The sequence below is a fragment of the Xanthomonas sp. NCPPB 2864 genome (assembly GCF_056675615.1).
On record NZ_JBWWVS010000003.1, the window covers coordinates 58333 to 82900 of the forward strand.

The 24568-nt window shown below is 67.2% G+C and carries 17 protein-coding genes; 7 read left to right on the plus strand and 10 right to left on the minus strand.

The window, feature by feature from the left end; all coding sequences use genetic code 11:
• Positions 1-40: 40 nt before the first annotated feature.
• The 5 genes from AC1KVE_RS08635 to AC1KVE_RS08655 are packed head-to-tail and all read right to left on the minus strand — an operon-like array spanning position 41 to position 7767.
• A complete protein-coding gene (locus tag AC1KVE_RS08635) occupies positions 41-1204 on the minus strand; it encodes an SGNH/GDSL hydrolase family protein (RefSeq protein ID WP_102254656.1) in 1164 nt (387 codons plus the stop codon).
• 35 nt (positions 1205-1239) lie between these two features.
• Positions 1240-1992 carry an SDR family NAD(P)-dependent oxidoreductase gene (locus AC1KVE_RS08640; protein WP_024938633.1) on the minus strand — a complete coding sequence of 251 codons (753 nt, stop codon included), beginning with the start codon at positions 1990-1992 and terminating at the stop codon, positions 1240-1242.
• A 50-nt stretch (positions 1993-2042) separates the two neighbouring features.
• A complete protein-coding gene (locus tag AC1KVE_RS08645) occupies positions 2043-3338 on the minus strand; it encodes an MFS transporter (RefSeq protein WP_046341984.1) in 1296 nt (431 codons plus the stop codon).
• Positions 3335-5578, minus strand: coding sequence for an oligoalginate lyase (locus AC1KVE_RS08650; RefSeq protein WP_481092752.1), 2244 nt, complete (start codon positions 5576-5578; stop codon positions 3335-3337). The genes AC1KVE_RS08645 and AC1KVE_RS08650 overlap by 4 nt, the downstream gene beginning before the upstream one ends.
• On the minus strand, positions 5575-7767 hold the full coding sequence (locus AC1KVE_RS08655) for a polysaccharide lyase 6 family protein (RefSeq protein ID WP_481092753.1): 2193 nt from the start codon (positions 7765-7767) through the stop codon (positions 5575-5577). Before AC1KVE_RS08655 ends, AC1KVE_RS08650 begins: the two co-directional genes overlap by 4 nt.
• 271 nt (positions 7768-8038) lie before the next feature.
• On the opposite strand from AC1KVE_RS08655, the gene AC1KVE_RS08660 reads away from it, so the two are divergent.
• A complete protein-coding gene (locus AC1KVE_RS08660) occupies positions 8039-10915 on the plus strand; it encodes a TonB-dependent receptor (protein ID WP_481092787.1) in 2877 nt (958 codons plus the stop codon).
• Positions 10916-10976: 61 nt separating this feature from the next.
• Entirely contained in the window at positions 10977-11720 is a 744-nt protein-coding gene (locus AC1KVE_RS08665) for a FadR/GntR family transcriptional regulator (RefSeq protein ID WP_481092754.1), read from the plus strand.
• A 258-nt stretch (positions 11721-11978) separates the two neighbouring features.
• On the opposite strand, the gene AC1KVE_RS08670 is transcribed toward AC1KVE_RS08665, so the two are convergent.
• The 3 genes from AC1KVE_RS08670 to AC1KVE_RS08680 are packed head-to-tail and all read right to left on the minus strand — an operon-like array spanning position 11979 to position 15909.
• Positions 11979-14276 (minus strand): xanthine dehydrogenase family protein molybdopterin-binding subunit, encoded by a 2298-nt coding sequence (locus AC1KVE_RS08670; protein WP_126967031.1) that lies wholly within the window; start codon positions 14274-14276, stop codon positions 11979-11981.
• Positions 14273-15361: an FAD binding domain-containing protein gene (locus tag AC1KVE_RS08675; RefSeq protein WP_481092755.1), complete on the minus strand. Its 1089-nt coding sequence runs from the start codon at positions 15359-15361 to the stop codon at positions 14273-14275. The genes AC1KVE_RS08670 and AC1KVE_RS08675 overlap by 4 nt, the downstream gene beginning before the upstream one ends.
• Complete coding sequence (locus AC1KVE_RS08680) at positions 15334-15909, minus strand: (2Fe-2S)-binding protein (protein WP_024938641.1); 576 nt, start codon at positions 15907-15909, stop codon at positions 15334-15336. The genes AC1KVE_RS08675 and AC1KVE_RS08680 overlap by 28 nt, the downstream gene beginning before the upstream one ends.
• A 248-nt stretch (positions 15910-16157) precedes the next feature.
• Between AC1KVE_RS08680 and AC1KVE_RS08685 the strand changes: the two genes are divergently transcribed.
• Together AC1KVE_RS08685 and AC1KVE_RS08690 are read left to right on the plus strand one after the other, a co-directional pair.
• A complete protein-coding gene (locus AC1KVE_RS08685; protein ID WP_065031907.1) occupies positions 16158-16682 on the plus strand; it encodes an RNA polymerase sigma factor in 525 nt (174 codons plus the stop codon).
• Positions 16679-17770, plus strand: coding sequence for a FecR family protein (locus tag AC1KVE_RS08690; protein WP_481092756.1), 1092 nt, complete (start codon positions 16679-16681; stop codon positions 17768-17770). Before AC1KVE_RS08685 ends, AC1KVE_RS08690 begins: the two co-directional genes overlap by 4 nt.
• 166 nt (positions 17771-17936) lie before the next feature.
• Here the strand turns inward: AC1KVE_RS08690 and AC1KVE_RS08695 are convergent, their stop codons facing one another.
• Positions 17937-18116: a hypothetical protein gene (locus tag AC1KVE_RS08695; protein ID WP_167708576.1), complete on the minus strand. Its 180-nt coding sequence runs from the start codon at positions 18114-18116 to the stop codon at positions 17937-17939.
• A 26-nt stretch (positions 18117-18142) separates the two neighbouring features.
• On the opposite strand from AC1KVE_RS08695, the gene AC1KVE_RS08700 reads away from it, so the two are divergent.
• The 3 genes from AC1KVE_RS08700 (at position 18143) to AC1KVE_RS08710 (ending at position 24046) form a co-directional block, all read left to right on the plus strand.
• Positions 18143-21040, plus strand: a complete 2898-nt coding sequence (locus AC1KVE_RS08700) for a TonB-dependent receptor (protein WP_481092757.1) — start codon at positions 18143-18145, stop codon at positions 21038-21040.
• A gap of 275 nt (positions 21041-21315) precedes the next feature.
• Positions 21316-22632: a histidine-type phosphatase gene (locus AC1KVE_RS08705; RefSeq protein WP_481092758.1), complete on the plus strand. Its 1317-nt coding sequence runs from the start codon at positions 21316-21318 to the stop codon at positions 22630-22632.
• Between the two features lie 109 nt (positions 22633-22741).
• Positions 22742-24046: a jacalin-like lectin gene (locus tag AC1KVE_RS08710; protein WP_481092759.1), complete on the plus strand. Its 1305-nt coding sequence runs from the start codon at positions 22742-22744 to the stop codon at positions 24044-24046.
• Between the two features lie 87 nt (positions 24047-24133).
• On the opposite strand, the gene AC1KVE_RS08715 is transcribed toward AC1KVE_RS08710, so the two are convergent.
• Positions 24134-24559, minus strand: coding sequence for a type II toxin-antitoxin system death-on-curing family toxin (locus AC1KVE_RS08715; protein WP_104568814.1), 426 nt, complete (start codon positions 24557-24559; stop codon positions 24134-24136).
• Positions 24560-24568: the final 9 nt, after the last annotated feature.

Here is a 24568-nt window from a genome sequence, read left to right on the forward strand (position 1 = left end):
CAGCCTGGCGCATGCGCGCCATGGCGTGGCGAGCGGCGGCTCAGCGGGCCTTGCAGAACAACGACAGGTCCACCGATTCGGCCATGCGCTGGTAACCGGCATCGTTGGGATGCAGGAAGTCGCGGGTCAGCGCGGCGGGTAGCCACTCCGGCCTGGCCGGGTCGCGCAGCGCGGCGTCGAAGTCGATCACCGCATCGAATGCCTGCCCGTCGCGGATGAAGCCGTTGAGCGTCTGGCGCGTGGCCGCCGCCACCGGTTCGTAGCGGTCGGAGTTGCCGAACGGGGTCAGCGTGGCGCCGATCACGGCGATGCCGTGTTGCTGCAGCCGGGTCACGATCTGGCGATATCCCAGCACCATGTCGGCGGCATTGCGGCCGGCAATCGCATCCGGCGGACCGCTGTGGCGGATGTCGTTGATGCCTTCGAACAGGATCACCTGGTCCACGCCGGGCAGTGCCAGCACGTCGCGATCCAGCCGCGCCAGCGCGCTGGGGCTGCGGCCGTCGTCGAGCAGCTTGTTGCCGCTGATGCCGGCGTTGAGCACCACCACGCTGCCGGGGCAACGCTGCTCCAGCCGCCTGGCCAGCAGGGCCGGCCAATCGCCATTGGCGCCGCGTGTGGCGGTGGCGCCTTCGGTGATCGAATCGCCCAGCGCCACCACCACCGTCTGGCGTGGATGCGGTGGTTGGACGTAAAGGGCGGAGATGACGTTCTGGCGATACGCCAACGCTTTGCTGTCCGGCACCTCGGCCTGGCCCTTGACCACCCGCACCGCCGTGCGGCGTACCGCCGGGCGCGCCGGCGTGGGGAAATACAGGCTGACCGCCACCTCGCCCAATGCCGGTGCACGCAGCGGCACCGGGTCGCTGAGCAGCACGCCACCGGGCGGCACGGTCACGCTGGCGCGCCCGTCAAAGCGCAGCGGTTGCGCACCGCCGCCGCCGCCGAGCAGGCGCGCGGTGCCCGCAGCGACGGTCAGCGGTGCGGTGCCCAGCTCGTTGCTGATGCGCACGCGCAGGGCCACTGCTGCACTGCCCAGGCGCATGTCCTGGCGCACCGTTTCATCGGCAAATTGCAGCGGCGTGTCGGCACCGCCGTCGAGCCGGTCCGGCGTTGCCGAAGCAATCCAGGCCGGCACCCAGCGGGGCGCCGGGTGCGCCGTGGCCGGGCCTGCCAGCACCACACTCAGTGTCGCAGTCATCATCCATCGCCAGCGCATGCGCAGGACTCCTTTGTCGGTCAGGAAAAGAACACGCCGCCGTTGACGTCCAGGTTGGCGCCATTGATGAAGCTGGCCGCATCCGATGCCAGGTACAACGCCGCATCGGCGGCTTCCTCCGGGCGGCCTTCGCGCCGCAGAGGGGTGGCATTGGCGACGAAGGCACGCACTTCCGGCTTGGTGAAGTCGTCATGGAAGCGGGTGGAGATCATGCCGCAGCACAATGCGTTGACGCGGATGCCGCGCGGGCCCAGTTCCTTGGCCATCGCACGCGAGAAGGTCATCACCGCCGCCTTGGCGGTGGCGTAGATGGCCGCGCCCGGCCCGCCGCCATCGCGCCCGGCAAGCGAGGCGAAATTGACGATCGCGCCGCCTTCGCGCATATGCGGCGCCACCGCCTGGGTGGTCAGGTAGACCGACTTGAGGTTGAGGTCCATCACCTGATGGAAGAAGGCCTCGTCGATGTCGGCCAGTGGCTTGCGCGCCAGCATGCCGCCGGCCACGTTGATCAGCACGTCGATGTGCTGGCCGAAGGCGGTGCGCGTGGCGGTCAGCAGGCCGGCCACGGCGGTGGCATCGGTGACGTCGGCGCGGTGCAGGATGCCCTGGCCGCCGGCGGCCTGCAGCTGTGCCAGGGTGTCGCGCGCGCTGGCGTCGTCGTTGGCGTAGTTGATGCAGACCTTTGCGCCGGCCGCGGCCAGCTTGAGCGAGATGGCGCGGCCGATATCGCGGCCACCGCCGGTGACGATGGCGACCTTGTCGTGGAAGTGCATGCGGGTGTGTCCTGTTGGTGTGGGGAAAGCGGGGTAGGCAGCGGGCACGCTCAGGTGCCCGCTGCGTCGAGTCGGTGGATGCGGCCGGTGACCAGCCACAGCGCGGCCAGCGAGGCCGGCACCAGCGCGGCGACCAGAATGAACATCGGTGCGTACGAGGTTGCGGTCATCACCGGGACCAGCCAGGTGGTGATCAAGGTGCCGGCCACCGCGGCCATGCCGCCGATGCCGGCCAGCGAGCCGACCGATTTGCCGGCGAACAGATCGCCGGGCAGGGTCTGGATATTGCCGATGGCGATCTGGAAGCCGAACAGCACGGCGGCAATCGTCAGCACCGCCATGCGCGGGTCGGCGGCCTGCACGGCGCCCAGCAGCGCCGGCGCCATGATGGCCCCGCCCAGGGTGATGGTCCATTTGCGCGCGCGGTCCACGCTCCAGCCGGCCGCGATCAGGCGCCCGGACAGCCAGCCGCCGCACAGGCTGCCCAGCATCGCGCCGACGAACGGCACCCAGGCGAATGCGCCGATCTGCTTGATGTCGAAGTGGAAGGTCTCGGCCAGGTAGATCGGCAGCCACGACACGAACAGCCACCAGATCGGGTCCAGGAAGAAGCGCGCCAGCACGATCCCCCAGCTTTGCCGGTGCGACATCAGCTGGCGCAGCGTGGGCAGGTAGGCCGGCGGCGGCGCGCTGCCGGCGTCGGGCGCATCCAGGATCAACGCACGCTCGGCCGCGTCGACCCAGGGATGCCGGTCCGGCCCGGCGCGGTAGATCACCAGCCACGGCAGCAACCACAGCATGCCCAGCACGCCGATCAGCACGAACGTGCCCTTCCAGCCGAACGACAGGAACAGCAGCGCGATCAGCGGCGCCGAGACGATCGCGCCGATGGAGGCGCCGGCATTGAAGATGCCCTGTGCCAACGCACGCTCGCGCGCGGGAAACCATTCCGCATTGGCCTTGACCGCGCCCGGCCAGGCGCCGGCTTCGCTGATGCCCAGCAGCGCGCGCACCACCGAGAACGCCATGATGGAGTGGGTGACCGCATGCAGCGCGATGGAGAGCGACCACACCGCGATGGACAGGGCAAAGCCGAGCCGGGTGCCGATGATGTCGAACAGCCGCCCGAACACGAACTGCCCGGCGGCATAGAACAGCATGAAGATGGTGACCAGCAGCGCGTAGTCTTCCTTGGTGGCGCCGATGTCGCGCGAGATCGCCGGCCACATCACCGCCAGCGCGTTGCGGTCGATGTAGTTGATCACCGTGGCCACCGCGATCAGCGCCACGATCAGCCAGCGCACCGCCGAGCGCTTGCCCGCGGGGCGCGTGCGGGCGGTGCTCATTGCGCACCTGCAGTGCGATCGAAGCGCGCGTAGCCGCCGCGCCAGCTGTAGCGCTGACCGGCGGCCTGCACCTGGTGGCTGCGTTGTGCATCGGCGTCGTCGGCCACCGCCAGCGCGATGCGCTGGCCGCCGACCAGGGTGAGCACGATCACCTCGGCATCGTCGCCGCGCACGCGCTCGATGGCGCGGATGCGGCTATTGGCGCCGTGCACGTATTCGGCGGTGCCGTTGTATTCGCCATGCGGTTCCAGCACGCCGAAGAAGCTGACATTGGCCTGCCCATCCACGCGCTGGATCAGCGCCGGTTCGCGGCGCAGGTTGAAGTTCGGGTCGTTGGCTCCGCTCTCCACCAGCAGGGCACGCGCCGGCGCGCTGCTGCCGAAGCGGTAGCTGTAGAAGCGGCCGGCGAGCAGCCAGCTCAGGCTGCGCGTGTCGGTGCTGGCGTCGCTGGAGGCGTCCACCCACAGGTGCTGATAGCCGTTGGCCTTGCCCAGCACCGGGCGTTGCGTCAGTGCGCGCTCTGCGGTGAAGCCGACCTGCATGATCTGCCCGTTGAAGTGCAGCGGCAGGTCGTAACGTGCCGGAGCGCTGGCGTTGACGCGCAGCAGGTCGACCACCACCGGCAGGGGCAGCTGCGGGTGCGACAGCAGCGCCTGGGTGCGGGTGAAGCTGACCCCGTCGTAGGCCTGCTGCATGCGCGCCGACACGATCTGGGTGTCGGCAGTGCTGGCGAACAGCAGCTGCGTCGGCGCGTGTTGCTCGCCCACCTTCCAGTCGCCGTTGAAGTGGCTGGTCTCGTTCACCACCAGCGTGTTGTGCGCAACGGTCTGCTTGGCCCAGCTGGTGTTCTCCGGTAGATAGATGCCGCCGGCCTTGGCTTCCACATTCAAGAAACGCGCCGCGCCGTAGTCGGTGACCACGCGCTGGCCGTTGTCGTAGAACAGCCAGTTCAACTTGTCGAAGTGGCCGTGGCCCATGCCTTGCGAGGTGTTCTTCATCACCAGCGTCTGGCCGTCTTCGCCGCCGCTGCGTAGGATCGCCAGCGCGCCCTGGTCGCCCCGTGCGCCATCGCGCAGCAACACGCTGCCAAAGGCGAACGGTTGGGCGCGGTCCTGCGCGAGCGCGGTGGCCACGGCCAGGCCTTCGGGGGTGAGCAGCACGCGGCGCTGGCGTTGCGCGATGGACAGCAGCTGCGCATCGTGGGTCTGCGCGTAGGCGATGCCGATGCCGGCCACCAGTTCTTCGGTGTCCAGGCCCTTGTCGAGGATGGCATCGTTGATCGGGAAGAAATAACCGCCGTAGCTGCTCTGCACCAGGCTGTTTACGGCCTTGAGCAGCACGCCGTCGCGGCGCTGGAAGATGCGTTTCTGCGGCTGGTTGCGCTCGATCGCGTTGGCGAACAGCACGAACGGCGCCAGGGCATAGCGTTGGTAGTACGGGCCTTCGGCGTAGTAGCCGTCCGGCGAGAACAGCTGGTCCACCTGCGCCAGGAAGCCGGCCTTGCCATCGCGCCTGCTGCCGCGCAGTGCCTTGTCCACCAGCGCCTGATCGCGCAGCACATAGCCGGTCATGCCGACCGCGGCCACCGCCCAGGTGGCGTGGTTGTGGATCTTGTCGAAGTTGTCGGCGCTTTCGTCGCACAGGAAGTGCGCCATGCGCGCGAACACGTCGCGGTCGACGGTGGCGCGGTCCTGCGCGCTGAGCGTGTCGCGGATGGCGTCGTAGCCCTGGCTTGCGTAGACCAGCCACACCGAGTCGTTCAAGGACTGCCAGAACAGCCGCCCCGGCACCTGGCCGCGCCCGGCCGGGTGTGCGCCCAGCGTGGGATACAGGCGCGCGTAGGCCAGCAGCACGTCGCGCACATAGTCGGCATAGGCGCGATCGCCGGTGAGCCGGTACAGCGCGCCGGCGGCCTGGATGGCTTGGTAGTTGCGTTTGTGCTGCTCGTGGCTGGCGCCGCCGCCGGGATCGCTGGGCACCGGCACGTCCACCCCGGCGCGCATCGCCGCGCGCACGCTGGCTTCTGCGCGTGCCTGTTCGCGGGCGAACACCGGCAGCCTGGCGCCAGCGCTGGCCATCTCGCGCCATTGCTGGGCGGTGACCAGCACCGGCGCGGCGTCGGTGGCGCGCGGTTGCGGCTGCGCTGCTTGTTCGGCCGCGGGTAACGGGGCGGCGCTGCAGGGCAGGGTGCTGCCGGCGCCGACCAGGACCAGCAGCAACAGGCGGGTGGAACGGGTCATAGCAGGGGCTCCGCTGCGTCGGCGTGCAAGGCCGGGGTGCCGACGAACTGATTGCCGCTGGCGATGAGGTGGGGTGTGCCGGTGGTGTGCTGCGCCAGGATCGCGGCGCTGTCGACGAAGCGGTTATTGCGCAGCGCAATGCGCTGCACGCCGTGCAGGCGCAGCGACGCACCTGTGTTGCGGCCGACCTGCGTGAAGTGCGAGTCGCTCACCTGCAGCACCGGGCCGAAGGTGCTCTCGTCGCGGCCGCCGCGATACAGGTCCAGCACCGGCCCGGCGACGCGGTGGAACTGCGACTGCTGCACCGTGACCTGTTCGACGTTGTAGGTGCCACGGTCGTCGGTCTCGGCGTGTGCGGACAACACCTTGCCGGAGACGTCCTCGACCAGCAGCCGGTCCAGCAGAATATGGTCGGCCAGGCTGCCCTTGCCGAGTGCGATCACATCGAAGCCGGGTTGCGCGTCCAGATGATGCAGGTGCGTGTCGCGCAAGGTGAGCTGGTACTGCGCCACCGCTGTGCCGGGTGCGGTGCGGATCACCGCATTGCCCGGCTGCGCGGGTGCGGCGCGGCCATCGATCTCGAGCCGGGCCAGGCTGAGCGAGCCGCCGGGCGCGATCTGGAACAGCGCCGGCTGCGAAAAGCGGATGCGCGCGCGGCCGCGTTGCGGGCCTTCCAGCGTCAGCGGCCGGTCCACGTCGAGGATGTCATCGACCTGGTAGCGGCCTGCGTCCAGTTGCAGGCGATCGCCGGGGCCGGCCTGCCCCACGGCGTCGGTCAGGCTGGACTGCCCCGGCCTGACGCGGGTGCGGCGGCCGCTGTCGGTGACTGCCTGCGCTGCCTGCTTGGGGTACCAGCTCACGCCCACCTGTGCGCGCGCGATGTAGCTCAGCGCCGGGTCGGCGCCGACGCCAGTGGCGTTGTCGGCGACCAGCAAGCCGGTGCTGGCGCGGGTCATCGTCACCTGGCGGCTGTTGACGCCGCCGGGCAGGCGGGTGGAGGCCAGCGGGCTTTGCAGGTTGCTGGTAAAGGCAATACCGGACAGGTCGCCCAGCACGCGCACCGGGTCGCTGGCGGCCACGATCAGGTTGCCGGCAAAGCGGCTGTTGATCGGCGCGGCGGTGCGCTCGGCATCCATGCCGGCACCGAAGTACAGCTGGTTGACGGTCACGAAGGTGTTGCGCTCGATGCGCGCCTGGTCCACCTGCACGTAGCGGTTGGCAGGCGAGTTGGGCACCCCGTACATGATGCTCAGCGCCGACGAATAGCCATCGCCGGCCAGGTTTTCCAGGTAGTTGTGGCGCACGGTCTGCTTGCGGTTGATCACGCGGATGCCGCCGGTGTTGGCCTTGCCGTCGCCGAAGAACACGTTGCGCTCGACCAGGTTGCCATCGCCATGCCGCAGCACCAGCGCGCCGCGTGATTGCTTGAACACATTGCCCCGGTAGGTGTTGCCGCCGGACTTGTTGGAGACCACCTCCACCTCGCCGTCGCAGCCTTCGAACCAGTTGTTGTCCACCACCGAGTTGGAGGCGCTGTCGGCATCGCTGCTGGTGCCGATGCGTAGCGTCTCGCCGCCATTGGCGCCCAGGTTGGGGCGTGGCCCAAACCAGTTGTGGTCGATGCGATGGCGATTGTCCAGGCCCTGGGTGGCGTCGCGCACCACCACCAGGGTGGGGCCGGCATTGGTCTTGCCGACCAGCTGGTTGTGGTCGAAACGGTTGTCGCTGTCGTACAGCGCCACCCAGTTGTCCGAGTCGCTGCGGGTGGGCTTGCTGAAACCATCCACCACCACGCCGGTGATGCGGCTGTTGCGCGCGCGTTCCTTGCTGGAGATGCGGTACGACAGCACCGCATCGCCGGGGCTATGGCCGTCGCGGAACACCAGGTCCGACACCACCAGGTAGGTGCCGGCCATGTGCAGGTCGGAGGTGCCGCTGATGATCACCTTGCCCGGCGTTTGCGCGGTGAGGGTGATTGGCTGCTCGGCAGTGCCTTGCCCGCGCAGCACGATGGCGAAATCCCGCCACTGCCCATCGGCCAGCACGATGCGATCGCCGGCACGCAGCGCGGCCGCCGCCACGGCGTACTCGCTCTGGTCGTGCACCAGGTACGAGGTGGCCTGGGCCGAGCCGACCCAGGCGGGCGCACACAGCAGCAACAGGCAGGCAAGGGAGACGGGGGATCGCATCGGGATGCTCCTGGACGCTGGCGCGTCGGTGATGGCCGAGGGTAACAGTGCAAACTGGTTCGTCAACCAAAACGATAGTCCAGTTGGTCTGTATTGAAGCCTGCGATCGGCTCGATGTCATGCTGCAATTGCACAAAATAATCCACATAACTGGCCTAGTCAGGTGGCTCGTTCGATAAATCGCAGAAATTGTTGACTTGGCGTTGATCCGCGTGGAGTCTCCACCTCGCTCGGTCTCGAGCATCCTTTGGGAGGAGGAATTGTGCGGTATCTGAAACTAGTCCAATCGCGTAGACCAATTATTCGAAATGTCCTGGGCCAGGCGCTGCTCGGTGCCGTTGCACTGGCAAGCGCGCAGGCAGCCCTGGCTCAGCAGGGCGATGCTGCCCGGCAGGCACCGGAGCAAGCGCCCACCACGCTGGACCAGATCAAGGTCACCGGCATCCGCAGCTCGATCCAGTCGTCCATCGACAGCAAGCGCGAGCAGACGGTGGTGGCCGACGTGCTGTCGGCCGAGGACATCGGCGACCTGCCGGCGCTGTCGATCGGCGAGGCGATCGAGACCATCACCGGTGCGGCCACGCATCGCGAAAAGGGCGGCGCGTCGGAGATCTCCATCCGTGGCCTGGGGCCGTTCCTGGGCTCGGCCACCTTCAATGGGCGCGAGGCCAGCAACGGCAGTGGCGACCGTTCGGTGAACTTCAACCAGTTCCCCTCCGAACTCATCAACACCGTGGCGATCTACAAGACCCAGCGCGCCGACTTCGTCGAAGGCGGCATCGCCGGCACGGTCAACATGCAGACCGTGCGGCCGCTGGAATTCGGCAAGCGCCGCGTGCAACTGGACGGGCGGGCGACCTATGCCGATGGCGACAGCAAGTTGCGTAACGCCGATGGCGTGGGTTGGCGCGGCACCGTCAGCTACCTGGACCAGTTCGATCTGCGCGGGGCCGGCAAGCTGGGGGTATCGCTCGGCCTGCAGCGGCTGGAAGGCACCAACCCGGAAGAGGTGATGAGCAGCAGCTCCACCTGGACGGCCTGCAACGCCAACGAGGTGGTGGGCGCCAGCCGCAACTGCACCGCCGTGACCCCGGCACAGGTGCAGGCGGGGACGCCGTATTACCTGGCGCCCGGCAGCCGCGTGTACCGCCAGATCAGCGAGCACGATCAACGCGACGCGGCCTTCGCCGCACTGCAATGGCGGCCCTTCGACGGCCTGGAGGTGGCCCTGGATTACCAGGATTCGCAGCGCACCGTGACCGAAGACCGCGCCGAGCTCAATTTTTCCGAAACACTGCGCAACCTCAACAACCGCCAGGTGGGCGACAACGGCGCCTTGCTCGGCCATACCGGCAGCAGCACGGTGGAATCCTCCACCGACTACAAGGTGCGCGACGAGCAGTACCGCGGTGGCGGGCTACGCGTGGAATGGCGCCCGAACGCGGCCTGGATGCTGTCCACCGACCTGTCGTATTCGCGCACCGAGCGCAGCGAGATCGACCGCCTGATGCGGCTGCGCTCCAATGCCACCGACATCAACGGCAACCGCGTGCCCGGGATCAACGGACAACGCGTGGACTACACGTATACCTCTGCCGGCGATGTGCCGGGGATCGTGGTCGATCCCGCGTTCGACCTGAACAACCCGGACAATTTCAGCGCCGCGGCGCGCGCGCGGCGCGACGAGTTGCGCCGCGAGCACACCATCCGGGCCTGGCGTTTCGATGGCGCCTTCACCCCGGAAAGCGGGCTGCTCACCTCCATCAAGGGCGGCGTGCGCCTGTCCGAGGCGACTTACCGCGACCTGGACGACCGCGTCGAACGCAACGTCACCGATCCGGCCACGATCCGCGCCGCCAACCTGGCCTGCCGGCAACCGTTCCCGCAGGAGGATTTCCTCTCCAGCGCCAGCGGCAACACCATCCAGCAGTGGGCCACCTTCGACAGCCGCTGTCTGTTCAGCGCCATCACCGGCGTGGACGACACCGGCCGCAATGCCGACCCGCGCGGCACCGCCGACTCCGACGTGGAAGAAAAGACCCGCGCGCTGTATGTGATGGGCGAGTTCGCCAGCACGCTGTTCGGGCTGCCGCTGGACGGCAACCTGGGCGTGCGCTGGGTGCGCACCGACGTCAGCTCGGTGGGGTTGCGCGGCGAGCTGGACGTGGTCGACAACCCCGACGGCACCATCCAGCTGGTGGAAACCGGGCGCTTCGCCGCGCAGACGGTGCGCGCGTCCAACCGCGTGTTCCTGCCCAGCTTCAACGCCAACATCGGCCTCACCGAGCAGACCCAGCTGCGCTTCGGGCTGTACCGGGCCATGGCGCGCCCGGATCTGGTGGCGCTGTCTGCCGGGCGCACTTTCATCCTGGAGCCGGGGACCGAATTCACTACCGTCGGCGAGGCGATCGGCAGCATCACCGCCACCGGCAACCCACGCACGCAGCCGCTGCTGTCGTCCAATGCGGACGTGTCGCTGGAGTGGTATCCCAATGCCGACTCCCTGCTCAGCGCTGCGGTGTACTACAAGCAGTTCACCGGTGGCGCGGTGCCCACGGTGGTGGACGAGCGCTTCGTCATCGACGGCACCGCGGTGGTGGTGCCGGTGGTGCAGGACGTCACCACCCGGCAAAAGAGCGAGCTCACCGGGCTGGAGTTGACCGGCACCCACCGCTTCTCCTACCTGCCGGCGCCGTTCGACGGCCTGGGCGTCAAGCTGAGCTACAACTACGCCGATTCCAACTACAAGACCCAGGATCTGCGCCTGGGCGACCAGATCGACCCGGCAACCGGCCTGGTGAGCAGCGGCATCGTCGCGCCGGCCAATATCTTCGGCCTGTCGCGGCACGTGTTCTCCGGCCAGCTGTATTACGCCATCGGCGCGGTCGACCTGCAGGCCATCTACAAGTACCGCTCCGAGTATTTCCAGAAGTTCGTCGGCGCCCCGGCGCAGAACCGCTACGTACGCGACAGCGGCACCCTGGACCTGCGTGCCAGCTACCGCGTCAATGCGCAGCTGTCGGTGTCGCTGGAGGCTTCCAACCTGACCAACGAGCCGCGGATCTCCGACATGCCGGTGCCCGGCAGCTTCCGTGAGTACAACACTTACGGGCGACGTTATTATTTGGGGGTGCGCTACCGGTTCTAGCGTCGCCCACCTGTCCGGCACCCGTGTGCCGGGCCGATCACCCTGAGGGTTTGAGTCGCCGATGTCCGAAAACCGCCTGTACCACTCCGTTGCCGCCAAGATCCGCGCGCTGATCGACACGGGCGAATTCCCGGTCGGCTCGCGCCTGCCGGGCGAGCGCGAGTTGGCCGAGCGCTTCGGCGTCAGTCGCGTCACCGTGCGCGAGGCCGAAATCGCGCTGGAAGCGCAGGGCCGAATCGTGATCAAGATCGGCTCGGGCGTGTACGTCAAGCCACGCCTGGCCTCGGACGAGGGCGCGTTGCCGGATGTCAGCGCGTTCGAGCTGACTGCCGCGCGCGCGGTGATCGAGGCGGAGGCGGCCGCATTGGCCGCCAGCCACATCACCGATGCGGAGCTGGATGAGTTGAACGGCATGATCCAGGCGCTGTCCGCACCGGGGCTCAGCGATGCGGCCGCTGCCGACTACGACCGCGCCTTCCACCTGGCGATCGCGCGGATTAGCGGCAACCCGGTGGTGGCGCACTGCGTGCAGCTGATCTGGCGCATGCGCAACGAATTGCCGCGCGTGCGCGAGGTGTATGCGCGGGTCTGCCACGACGACGGCGCCACCCGTGTGGACGAACACACCGCCATCCTGCAGGCCCTACAGCAACACGACCCGGTCGCGGCACGCACGGCCATGCGCAACCACTTCCAGCGTCTGTTCGAATCCATGCTGGAAGCGACCGAGAACGATGCACTGGCGGAGATCCGCCGCCGTACCCAGCAGGACCGCGCGCATTTTCTGGCGGCCACGCGCACCTGAGTGCACGTGATGATTTGTTGGACTCTCTGCTTCGACCACCAGCGGCACTTTCGTGCCGCTAACGCTGGACTCTCCGAAAGACACATCCACTGATCAGCTGGACGCGCCGTCTGCGCCGGTTCGGCACCACCGACACGCGGCTGATCTGAGTGTCGCGCCTGCGGTTGCCGCGGACGCTGCAGTGATAACACGCCGCAGCGTCCGCCCTCAGGCAGATCGCTCTACCTGATAGGGCGTAGGCACCTGCAAGTGCAGGTCTCAGTCCGCCATCACCTTGTCCGGCGTCATCGGGGTGCTGCGGATGCGTTTGCCGGTGGCATGGAAGATCGCATTGCAGATCGCCGCCGAAACACCGACCAGGCCGATTTCGCCCACGCCTTTTGCGCCCAGGCTGCTGACGATGCGGTCGTCCTCGTCGGCGAAAATCACGTCGATGTCGTGGATGTCGGCATTGGCCGAGACGTGATACATCGCAAAATCGTGATTCATGAAACGACCGAAGCGGTGATCGGACTGGGTGTGTTCGTGCAGCGCCTGGCCGATGCCCCAGACCACGCCGCCGACGATCTGGCTGCGCGCGGTGATCGGGTTGAGAATGCGCCCGGCTGCAACCGCGCTGACCACGCGGGTGACGCGGACCGTGCCCAGCTCTTCATCCACCCGCACTTCCACGAACACTGCGCCGTGGGTGGCACGGGTGTACTTGCGTTGCTTGAGCACATTGGGCAGCAGCAGGAACTTGTCTTCGATCTGTTCCAGTTCTGCTGCACGCAACAATTCGGTCAAGGCAATGGTGGTGCCGGCATCGGCGCGCAATGCCAGCGTGCCATCGGCAAACACCACCTCGTCCAGCTTGGCCTTGGTAAAGCGCGAGTTCGGCAACGCCTGTGCCAGGCGCAGCAACCGCGCGCGCAGCTTCGCGCACACCCCATCCACCGCCGAGCCCACCGTGGTCACATGCGACGAGCCGCCTTCGATCGGTGCGACCGGCAGAGTCGAATCGCCGAGTTGGAAAGTGACCTGTTCCAGCGGCAGGCCCAGTGCTTCGGCCGCGATCATCGCCATCACCGTATAGGTGCCGGTGCCGATATCGCTGGCTGCGCTGCTCACCACCAGCCGGCCATCGGCGTGCAGCACCGCATGCGCGCGCGCAAACATCTGCATCGCATCCCATTGACCGGTGGCCATGCCCCAGCCGACCCACTCGTTGCCTTCCTTGCGTGCACGCGGCTGCAGCGGACGCTGCGCCCAGCCGAAGCGTTCGGCACCTTGCTGGTAGCACGCGCGCAGCGCCTTGGTGGAGTAGGGCTTGTCGTCGGCCGGGTTGACCTCGGCATAGTTCTTCAGGCGCAGCGCCAGCGGATCCATGCCCAGCTCATAGGACAGCTCGTCCATCGCCACTTCCAGCGCATGCACGCCGTGTGCGGCACCGGGTGCGCGCATGTCCATCGGGCTGAACTGGTCCAGGCTCACCAGGTTGTAGCCCAGATGCACGTTGTCGCAGGCATACAGCTGCCCACTCCAGTTGACCACCACCTCGACGTAATCCTCGATGCGCGATGTCTCGGCAATGGCCTCGTGCCAGATCGCACGCAAGCTGCCGTCGCGGTCGGCGCCGAGCTTGAGCCGCTGCAATGTCTCCGGGCGATGGCCGAAAGTGAACATCTGTTGCCGCGTCAGCACCACGCGCACCGAGCGGTCCAGCAGGATCGACGCCATCACCGCCAGCGGCAACTGATACTGCGGGCGCAGCCCGGAACCGAAGGCACCGCCCACGTACGGATTGCGCACGGTGACCTTGCGCTTGCTCAGGCCGAACACATGTGAGACATACCAGCGGCTGTTCTGCGAGCCCTGGGTCTTGTCGTAGATGGTGAAGTGGCCATCGGCATCGCGGATCACGGTGGAGGCGAACAGCTCCATCGGATTGTGGTGCTCCACGCCGCTGTAGTAGTCGGCCTGCACCTGGACAGCGGCATTGGCAAAGGCGGTGTCCGGCTCGCCCTTGTCCTTGGGCGGCGGCGAGAAACCAGCCTTCATGGCCTTGGGCTTGTGCGCGCGGTCCAGGTTGGTCATCAGGTTGGTGTCGTGCGGGTCCTGCAGCAGTTCCACCTCCACCAGGTGGGCCGCGTGGCGCGCCGCTTCAAAAGTGTCGGCCACCACCAGGGCGATCGGCTGGCCGCTGTACAGGATCTTGTTGTCGTACAGGGGCCGGAACGGCGAGCCGGCCGGTGCGGTCATGTCCTTGTAGAACACATCCATGCCGCGCATATGCGGGCGGTTTTCATGGGTAACGATCTCCAGCACGCCCGGCACCGCACGCGCGGCATCAAGATGGAAGGCGACGATCTCGCCCTTGGCGATGCTGCTGTTGACCACCACACCATAGGCCAGATCCGCCACCGGCCATTCGGCGGCATAACGTGCCTGGCCGGTGACCTTGGCGCGTCCGTCGATGCGGGTGACGCCGGTGCCGGTGGGGCGATACCCGGTGCCGCTGTCGGCAACCGGCGGGATCAGGTCGTTGTCGGGTAGATCGGTGCTGCGTGCGTTCATGGCGCTTCCTCCAGCGCGCTGGTTCGCCCGCGGTTGTCGATGGTGCCCTCGCGGGCGACGTCCAGGGCACGCACGATCGCGCGGCGTGCCAGCGGCAGCTTGAAGGCGTTGTTGCCTTGCGGTTGCGCACCCTGCAGCAAGGCATCGGCCAGGCTGCCGAAGCTCTCGGCCGTGGCCGGTTTGCCCACCAGCTGCGCTTCGGCGTCGGGGTTGCGCCAGGGCTTGTGCGCCACGCCGCCCAGGGCCACGCGCACCTCGCGGATGCTGCCGTCCTCGGCCAGGTCCAGCGCCGCCGCCACCGACACCAGCGCGAATGCATACGACAGGCGCTCGCGGATCTTCAGGTAGGCGCTGTGCGCGACGAAGCGCTGTGCATCGGGCAGATCGATATGCACGATCAACTCGTCCGGGGCCAGGGTGCTGTCCAGCTCCGGGTGCTCGCCGGGCAGGCGGTGGAACTGCGCGAACGGGATGTCGCGCTCGCCGTTGGGGCCCTGCACGTGCACCACTGCGTCCAGCGCAGCCAGCGCGACGCACATGTCCGACGGGTGCGTGGCAATGCACTGCGCGCTGGCGCCGAGGATGGCGTTGTAGGTGGTGAGCCCGCCGATCGCCGAGCATCCGGTCCCGGGTGCGCGCTTGTTGCACGGGGTAGCGTGGTCGTAGAAGTACAGGCAGCGCGTACGTTGCAGCAGGTTGCCGCCGTTGCTGGCCATGTTGCGGATCTGCGGCGAGGCGCCAGCCAGAATCGCCGCGCTCAGCAAGGGGTAGTGCGTCTCCACGTCCGGGTGATAGGCGGTGTCGGCATTGCGTGCGAGTGCGCCCAGGCGCAGGCCGCCTTCGGGGAGCGTACTGATGCTGTCCAGCGGCAGGCGATTGATATCGACCAGGCTGCCCGGCCGCATCAATTGCAGCTTCATCAGGTCGGTGAGATTGGTGCCGCCGGCGATCAGGCGCACCGGGGCTTCGGCAGGCACCGGGTGCGGGTCACTGCCGCGCACCGAAAGCGCAGTCAGCGCCGCATCAACGCTGTCCGCGCGCGTATAGGTGAGCGGGATCATGCCGGCACCGTCCCTGGCGTCCATGGTGTGGCGGCACTCTCGCTGCTGTCGCTGGGCTTGCCCATGACCTGCATCACCGCATCGGTGATCTGCGGGTAGGCACCGCAGCGGCACAGATTGCCGCTCATCAACTCGCGCACCTGGTCGCGGTCGTGCGCCTTGCCCTCGTTGATCAGGCCCACTGCCGAGCACAACTGCCCGGGCGTGCAATAGCCGCACTGGAAGGCATCGTTCTCGATGAAGGCACGCTGCAGCGGATGCAGCTGTTCGCCCTCGGCCAGGCCTTCGACGGTGGTGATCTCGGCGCCGTCCTGCATGACTGCAAGCGTCAGGCAGCTGTTGATGCGGCGCCCATCGACCAGCACCGTGCAGGCGCCGCATTGGCCGTGGTCGCAGCCTTTCTTGGTGCCGGTGAGGTCGAGCCGGTCGCGCAATAGATCGAGCAGGCTGACCCAGGCTTCGAGCTGCAATTGGTAAGGCTGACCATTGATGCGCAGGTTGACCGGGTAGGTCGGCGCAGCAGTGGCGGTGGCCGGCGCCAGATGCGTGGCAGTGGCGGGTGTGGCATTCATGCGAACCCCGTGGCGATGGCTGAGAGGAGGACCCTCACCTTGATGCCTGCGTGGTCAAGGTGTGGTGTAGGTGAGTGAGGTCTCTTTCACGCGTTCGTGAAGCCTGAGCGTGGTCATGCGCGGAACATGGCGGCGTTGCTGCGCATGACATCGCTTGATCGCAGGCCGCTGCCATCGTCGATGCGTCATCGTGGTGTCACCTGCATTGGCCAGGCTAGCGGGCCCAGCGCACAGGGGAACGCGCCCGCATGAAAGCCAACGCCACCCGCGCCTGGACGCAGGTGTTCACCCAGCACGGATCGGTGCTGCGTGGCTTTTTCGTGCGTCGCGGCGCCAACGAGGATGCCGAAGACTTGGTGCAGGAAACCTATCTGCGGCTATTGCGTGCGCATCAGGATCAGGGCGAGGCGATCGCCAATCCCGAGGCGTATCTGTACACGGTGGCGCTGAACCTGGCGCGCGAGCAGGCCGCGCGACGCAAGCAGGCGCCACTGCGCATCGACGAGATGGAACAGTTTTCGCAGTTGCTGGCCGCAGGCGACGACGTGGAAGACGCCGCGCACCGGCAGCAGCGCCAGCACCGCCTGCAGGCCCTGCTGGCTACCTTGCCGGAGCGCACCTGCGCGGTATTGGTGATGCAGTACCGCGACGGGCTCAGTTACAAGCAGATCGCCGAGCGCATGGGGGTGTCTGCGCATATGGTCAAGAAGCATGTGGTGCGTGGCTTGTCGGCCTGCAGGCGAGCGGTCGCCGACAGCGGGGACAGCTGGTGAGCAAGCCGGTGTTACCGAGCCGCAGCGTTGTCGGTGAAGCCGCGCACTGGCATGCGCTGCAACGCATGCAGGCGCTGGATGCGACGCAACAGGCCGGCTTTCTGCAATGGCTGACCGCATCGCCGTTACATGTGCGCGAATACATAGCGGTGCTGCGTGTGGCCGGCGAGCTGGGCGATGCCATGCGCGGCATGGACCTGGACGTGGATGCCCTGCTTGCTGCCGACCGGCGCAAGACTGCCGATGCCGCGCCGCCCAACGTGATCGCACTGCCGCTGCGGTCACAAGTTCAGCCAGCACCGCAACCCGCTGCCCGGCCGCGCCGCAGCGACGGCCAACCCAGGGCACGCATGCGCAGCTGGCGCATGGGCCTGGCCGCGGCGCTGTGCGGCGTGGCGATCCTGACCGGCTGGGCCTGGCCACGCACGCAGACCTACGCCACCGCGCACGGCGAGCAGCGCAGCGTGCAGTTGGCCGACCGCAGCGTGGTGCATTTGAATGGGCAAAGCAGCCTGCGTGCCACCATGACGCCGTGGAGCCGCCACCTGCAGCTGCTGCGTGGCCAGGCCAGCTTCGTGGTCGCGCCGGATCGGCGCCCGTTGCAGGTGCATGCAGGCCATCTGCGTGTCGAGGATATCGGCACCACCTTCGATATTGCCCTGTATCAACACCAGGCACGCATCGAGGTCGCCGAGGGCCGTGTCCATGTCTGGCGCGACGCGCGCGATGGGCAGCCGATGCTCGCCAACCTGGGAGCGGGGCAGAGCGCACGGATCGATGCGGCCACCGGCAAGATCGAACTGGCCAGCGAAGAGGTGGCCGCCATGCATGCCTGGCGGCAGCGGCGCATCGTGTTCCGCGACGCGCCGCTGGCCACGGTGGCCGAAGACTTCAATCGTCTCAACCGCACGCGTTTGTCGATCGACGATGCTGCCGCCGGTGCGCTGCGGCTCACCGGCAATCTGCGCGGTGACGATCTCGCCGCGCTGCGTGCCTTCCTGGATGGCCAGCCGAACCTGCGCGTGGTCAGCGCGCCGGGGATGCTGCGCGTGAGCAGCCGGCCTGCGCCGGTAACGGCGACACGATAGCCACGGCGCTGCACGACGCCGTAATGCGTGCAGCGCGTGCGCATGCCGCATCGCGCGCGTAGCCCACATGCATTGATCCTGCGCGCAGTGGATGAGGTTGTCGATGCCATTGCGCCGCGTGCATGCCGATGGCCGTCTGCGGCTGCGTCCACGCACATGCAAGACCTCACGTCCTCGTGCACGCAAGGCGCAGCGCGATGCAGATGCCGTGCGTCGTGCCCGCACCGTTCGGTGCCTGCGCAGATGTCACAGAAAATTCATCAAAAAACGGTGCCCGATCGTTGCTGTCGATGCTCGTAGTCCAGGTACAACGCAGCATTCCCGCGTGGCGGGTGGTGTTGCGCATTGCTTCCTCCCCTACTGGATTTCACGATGCGCCGTACGTTGTTTCTTTCGATCGCTCTCGCCCTGCACGCCGGTACCGCTGGCGCCCAGACGGCTGCTGCCACCGTCGCGGTCGATGCGATTCCGGCCCAGCCCCTGGCGCGCGCGCTCAATGCGCTGTCGCGCCAGACCGGGCTGCAGTTTGTCTATGCCGCCGGCGTGGCCGGCAACCCGCAGACCCGCGCCACCGCGGCCGGCGTCGCACCCGAGCAGGCCCTGCAGCAATTGCTCGACGGTACCGGCCTGCGCTACCGCTATCTCGATGCGACCACGGTGACGATCGAAACCGCCGAGCCGGCGCCCGGCCTGCCGCCAGCGGCTCCGGCAACGGCCGCGGTCGCCACGGCACCGGTGCCGCGTGCAGACGCGCCGGTGCAGGAACTGGACAGCATCCAGGTGCTCGGCAGTTACGCCGGCAGCCTCAGCGCCGCGTTGCGCCAGAAACGCTACGCCGACAGCGTGGTGGATGTGATCGCCGCCGAAGACATCGGCAAGCTGCCCGCGCAGAACGTGGCCGAGGCGCTGCAGCGCGTGCCGGGCGTGTCGATCGTGCGCGACCGCGGCGAAGGCGTGTACGTGCGCGTACGCGGCCTGGGCCCGAATTTCCAGGTCACCACGCTCAACGGCCAGACCATGGCGGTCAACGAGAACGTGCGCACCTCCGGCCAGACCGGGCGGCAATTCCGCTACGACACGCTGCCGGCCGAACTGGTCTCCGGGCTGGATGTGATCAAGAGCCCCACCGCCGACCTGGACGAAGGCGCCATCGGCGGCATCGTCAACGTGCGTACATTCCGCCCGCTGGAGCTGGGCAAGACACTGACCAACGTATCGCTGGAATCCAGCCAGGCCCAGCGCACCCAGGCCAACGATCCGCGCGTCTCCGGGCTGTTCAACTGGGTCAATGCCGAGGGTACCTTCGGCATGCTGATCTCCGGTGCATATGCGCAACGCACCTTGCGCCAGGACCGCGTCAACGAGGTGAGCTGGGACTATTACCGCAACGGCGTGCCGGGCGTGCCCGGTGCCAATTACGTTCCCACCGGCCTGCGCCCGACACTGGAGCTGGAGGAGCGCGAGCGCACCGGCGTGGCGGCCTCGCTGCAATGGAAGCCCAGCGCGGCGTGGGAGACCAATCTGGATCTGCTCTACGCCAGGCAAACCGTGCATTACGACGAATACAGCATGGGCGTGGGCTTCGACAGCCTGGCCAAGCTGAGCAATCTGCGGGTGCAAAACGGCGGTATCACCGGCTTCGATTATCGCAACGGCCAGGTGCAGATCTCGCGCGAGACCTCCGGCATCACCGACGACAATCGCAGTGCACGCCTGTCCAGCACCTGGAGCGGCGACCAGTGGACACTGGGCGCAGTGGCGTTCCACTCGCAGGCGCACAGCTACGACTCCGATCCGATCCGGCGCACCCGTCTGCGCAGCGGCACCAACCTGTCGATGCGCGTGGACATGCCGCAAGCCGACGGCGACAACGTACCGGACTGGAGCTTCACCAACGGCTTCGATCCGACCAACCCGGCCACCGTGGCAGGGCGCCGGCTGGAATGGCGCGAGATCGACGCGCGCGACAAGGAAGACGCGCTGCAGTTCGATGCCAGGCGCACACTCGACGGCAGCTTCTTTCGCGACTTCAAGGTGGGCGCCAAGTACCGCCAGCGCTCGCGCACCTACGATCGCGCCGACCTGCTGCTCAACAGCATTGCCGGGGTACGTTTCCCGGGCAGCTATTTCACCGCGTTACCGGTGGGCGACATGCTGTCGGACGCCAACGGCAACCTGCCGCGGCAATGGCTGGCGCCGATCGAATCCGCGTTCTGGGGCAATTGGCCGACCAGCGCCGATCTGAGCAACACGCCCAACAGCGCCGACCTGCAGAATTCCTACGAGGTGCAGGAAAAGATTGCCTCGGCGTACGCGATGAGCAACTTCGCCACCCAGCTGGCGGGCCGCGAACTGCGCGGTAATGTCGGCGCGCGCGTGGTGCGCACCGAGCAGGCCACCGATGGCCATGCCGATGTCAACGGCAGCGCACAGCCGGTGCATTTCGAGCGCAGCTATACCAATGTGCTGCCTTCGTTCAACGCGGCCTGGGACGTGCGCGAGGACATGGTGCTGCGGACTTCCGCGGCCAAGGTGATCACGCGCCCGGACCTCACCGATCTGTCGTCCAAGCTGACCTTCAATTCCAGTGGCGAACGCCTCACCGCCAGCGGCGGCAACCCTGCGCTGCAGCCGTTCGAGGCATGGCAGTACGACCTGACCTTCGAGTGGTACATCGACGGCACCTCGGCACTGACCGGCGGCCTGTTCTACAAGGACATCTCCAGCTTCATCCAGACCCAGATGTCCAACCTGGTCTACCAAGGCCAGACCTATCTGCTGTCGTCCAAGACCAACGGCAGCAAGGCGATGGTGCAAGGCGCGGAAGTGGCGTATCAGCAGGTCTTCAGCGGCCTGCCGTCGCCGCTGGACGGCCTGGGCATGCAGCTCAACTACACCTGGACCGACAGCAAGGCGACCTATCACGACGGCACCGGCAGCTTCACCGACAGCCTGGAAGGCGTGGCCAGGAACACCTACAACGCCGTGCTGTTCTACGAGAAGGGGCCGTTGATGGCACGCGTCAGCTACAGCTGGAGCGACGACATCCTCAACGCGGTGGGCACTGCCAATGTGGCAACGCTCAACAGCGACCGGTTCGGCAGCCTGGATGCAAATGTCGCCTACAAGGTCAACGACACGCTGTCGGTGTTCGTCAACGCGATCAATCTCACCGGCGAAGTGCAGCGCCAGTTCGTTGGCAATCACCTGTTCGGCGGCTATACCGACTACGGCCGCACCTGGTCGCTGGGGTTGCGCGCGCGCTTTTGACAAGGGCTGGAGACCTGGCGAGCAGTTGTCAGCGACGTGCGATGTGCATTTGGGGCGCTGTGTTTGCGGGTGACATACCGCCATGAAGGCCTTGCGACGAGCGCAGCCGTCGTGATCGCCGATCCAGTTTGTTGGCGGCAGCCAATGCCGCCACCGGGCGCCTTGCTGCAAGGCGCCATCTGCAAGGGCCATGGCTTCGGCTATGGCGCTGTTGCCAGCCGCACATCGCCTCGTATCGCGGTGTGCAACAGCTGCATCACGTGTTGAGACCACTCATGTCATTACTGCTTCGTAGCTGTATCGGTTTTTTTGTCTTGATCGTGGCCGGCCTGGCGACGCCGGTAGCGCCTGCCGCCACCACGTCGGAGACGCTTGAAAAAGTCGTCATCCTCAAGCGCCACGGCGTGCGTGCGGCGATGTCCAGCCCGGAACAACTGGGTCGCTATTCCGTGCGTCCCTGGCCCCGCTTCGATGTGCCGGCCGGCCACCTGACCGCAAACGGTGCGCGTCTGGAGGCATTATTCGGTGCCTACTACCGCGCCCGTTACATGCCGTTGGGTCTGTTCGATGACGATGGCTGCGCCAACGTCTACTACTGGGCCAATCGCACCCAGCGCACCATCGCCTCGGCGCGTGCGTTGGCAAGCACGCTCACCCCGGGGTGTACGAACACGGTGCACCACGTGGCCGATGACGCGTCCGATCCACTGTTCGACGGCGCGCCGGCATTGCGACAACCCGCTGCGGCGGCATTGATGCGCGCGGCCATTGCCGGCCGCGTCGGCGGCGATGTGGTCGCCTGGAATGCGGCGCAACGCGATGCGATCGACAGCTTGCAGCAACTGTTGCTGCAATGCGCGCAGCGGCCGTACCCGACCCAGGCCGGTGCCGGCAAGCAACGTCTGGATGCGGTGCCCGCAGGCATGGGCGCCGCCCACGACGGAATCGCCGGTGTCCAAGGCCCGGCACCGGCAGCTTCCGGCATCAGCGAAAGCCTGTTGATGGGCTGGGCCGACGGACAGGACTTTGCCGCGTTGGGATGGCAAGGCGTGGACGAGGCCAGTCTGCTGCGCGCGTTCGCCCCGCATCAGGCCGAGTTTGCGCTGCGCCTGCGTGCGCCGACGGTGGCGCGCATGGCCAGTACGCCGCTGGCGGCGCGGCTGCTGGCGACACTGCAGCAAGGCAGTGTCGCCAGTGGCAATCGCAATCCACCGCAGGCCACGCCGATCGGTGGCGATGCACGGCTGGTGGTGCTGTCCGGTCACGACGGCACGCTGACCCTGCTGGCCGGCATGTTCGATCTGCATTGGCAATTGCCCGGTTACCAACCCGACCAGACCGTGCCTGGCGGCGCCTTGGTCTTCGAGCGCTGGCGGCGTGCCGATGGGCAGCGCGTGATCCGCCTGCGCTACACCGCGCAGACGCTGGCGCAACTGCGCGAACGCCGCGCACTGACACCGCAGGCGCCGCCGCCGTCATCGCCGGTGTTCATTCCCGGCTGCAGCAGCGCCACCCCGGAGTACGACTGCCCGCTACCAGCCCTGGCGACATTGATCGACGCCGCGATCGACCCGCATTACCTGAGCGAATGACGCCGCGCGCGCCGGCTGCGACCGGCGCGTGTGGTTGCATCGGCGCATCGGCGCCGTTTCCCTGGCCACCGTGCCAGCCGCTGTTTCTCACCACTGCAAGAGGCGATTTATGCTCCACCAGCGACGTACTCTCGTCAGTCTCGCAATCACTCTCGGTCTTGCCTGCGCAGGCATCGCCCAGGCGCAAACGGACGTCGGCGTACTCGACGTACTGACCTACAACGTCGCCGGCCTGCCCGAAGGCCTGTCCAGCGGAACGCCGGCCACCAACACCGCACTGCTCGCACCGAAACTGGCGCCTTACGGGCTGGTCAACGTGCAGGAAGACTTCAACTACCACGCGACGCTGTACGCCGGCGACGCGCATCCCTACCGCACAGCCACCAGTGGCGGTGCCGCGTTCGGCGACGGGCTCAACACGCTCAGCAACTATCCCTTCAACGACTTCACCCGGGTCAAGTGGAACCAGTGCAACGGCACCGACTGCCTGACCCCGAAGGGTTTCAGTTACATGCGCGTGCGCCTGGCCGACGGCGTGTTGCTGGACGTCTACAACGCGCACCCCAATGCCGGGGTCGAAGCGGGCGATCTGTCCGCACGTCGCGCCAATATCGGCCAGCTCTCGCAGTTCATCCAGACCTGGTCGGCCGGCAATGCGGTGCTGGTGATGATGGATTCCAATACGCGCTACACCCGCAGCGACGACAACATCCGCGAGTTGATCGCCTCCAACGGTTTGACCGATCCGTGGGTGGAACTGATCAAGGGCGCAGCACCGGCGGCCGGCGCCGCACCGCTGTTGTGCGGCACGCCGCCGACCAATAGCTGCGAAGTGGTCGACAAGATCCTGTACCGCGACGCGCCGCAATTGACCCTGGTGGCCAACCGTTACCAGCTCGATGGCGGCGGCTTCTACGACAGCGCCGGCAAGCCGCTGTCCGACCACTACCCGCTGCATGCGCAATTCGGATGGGCCGTGGGCGACCGATTGCGCACCAGCGACCAGTTCGGTGGTCCGCATGGCGTTCCGTTCAACGATCTGGCCGGCAACCCTGGCGTGCGTCCGCTCAGTGGCGTGACCCTGCGCGGCGGTGCACGCCTGGATGGCGTCGGCGTGATCCTGGACAGCGGCAAGCTACTCGCGCATGGCGGCAGCGGCGGGCAGGCGACCACACTGTCGCTGGGTGCCAACGAAACGCTGTCCTCGGCCACCTTCACCGTGGGCAAGTACAACGACCGCACCCGCCTGTTCTCACTGAGCCTGCGTACCAACAAAGGCCGCAGCATGCAGGTGGGCAGCCCGACCAGCGAGAGCTACACGCTGAGCGCTCCCAGCGGCTGGCATATCGCCGGTTTCACCGGCCGCGCGGGTGAGGAGATCGACAAGCTGGGGGTGGTGTATGCGAAGGACTAGGCGCTGACGCTGTTTTCAGTGGCAGCGGGCAGAGCAGCGATGTGCGCCATGGATGGCTGCTGCACTGTAGGCTTGCCGGGCTACCAGTCACCCATATGACGGCGCCGATTCGTGCACGCGGTCTGGATGCCGCAAGCGCAGGCGTGAGCGCAACCACGCGGCGCAAGCCGCTTCATCGAGTGAGCCATCGGCCAGGCCGATGTAGAAGCCGTAGAGTTCCAGATCATCGGCGGCCAAGGTCGCTCCGTTGAGCACGATGAAGGTTTCGCAAGCGACGGCGGCAGTGCGCTTGTTGCCGTCGACAAACGGATGGTTGCGGCCCAATCCGTAGGCAAGACTGGCGGCAAGCGCAGCCAGGTCCGGTGGCGGCTCGCCGTAGGACAGCAGTTGCTTTGGCCTGGCAAGTGCCGAGTCGAGCAGGGCGTCGTCGCGCACGCCGCTGCCGCCGCCGTGTTCGGCCAGTTGGCGATCGTGGATGGCCAGGACAAGTGGCCGCTCGATCCAGACGATCATGGTCGAGCC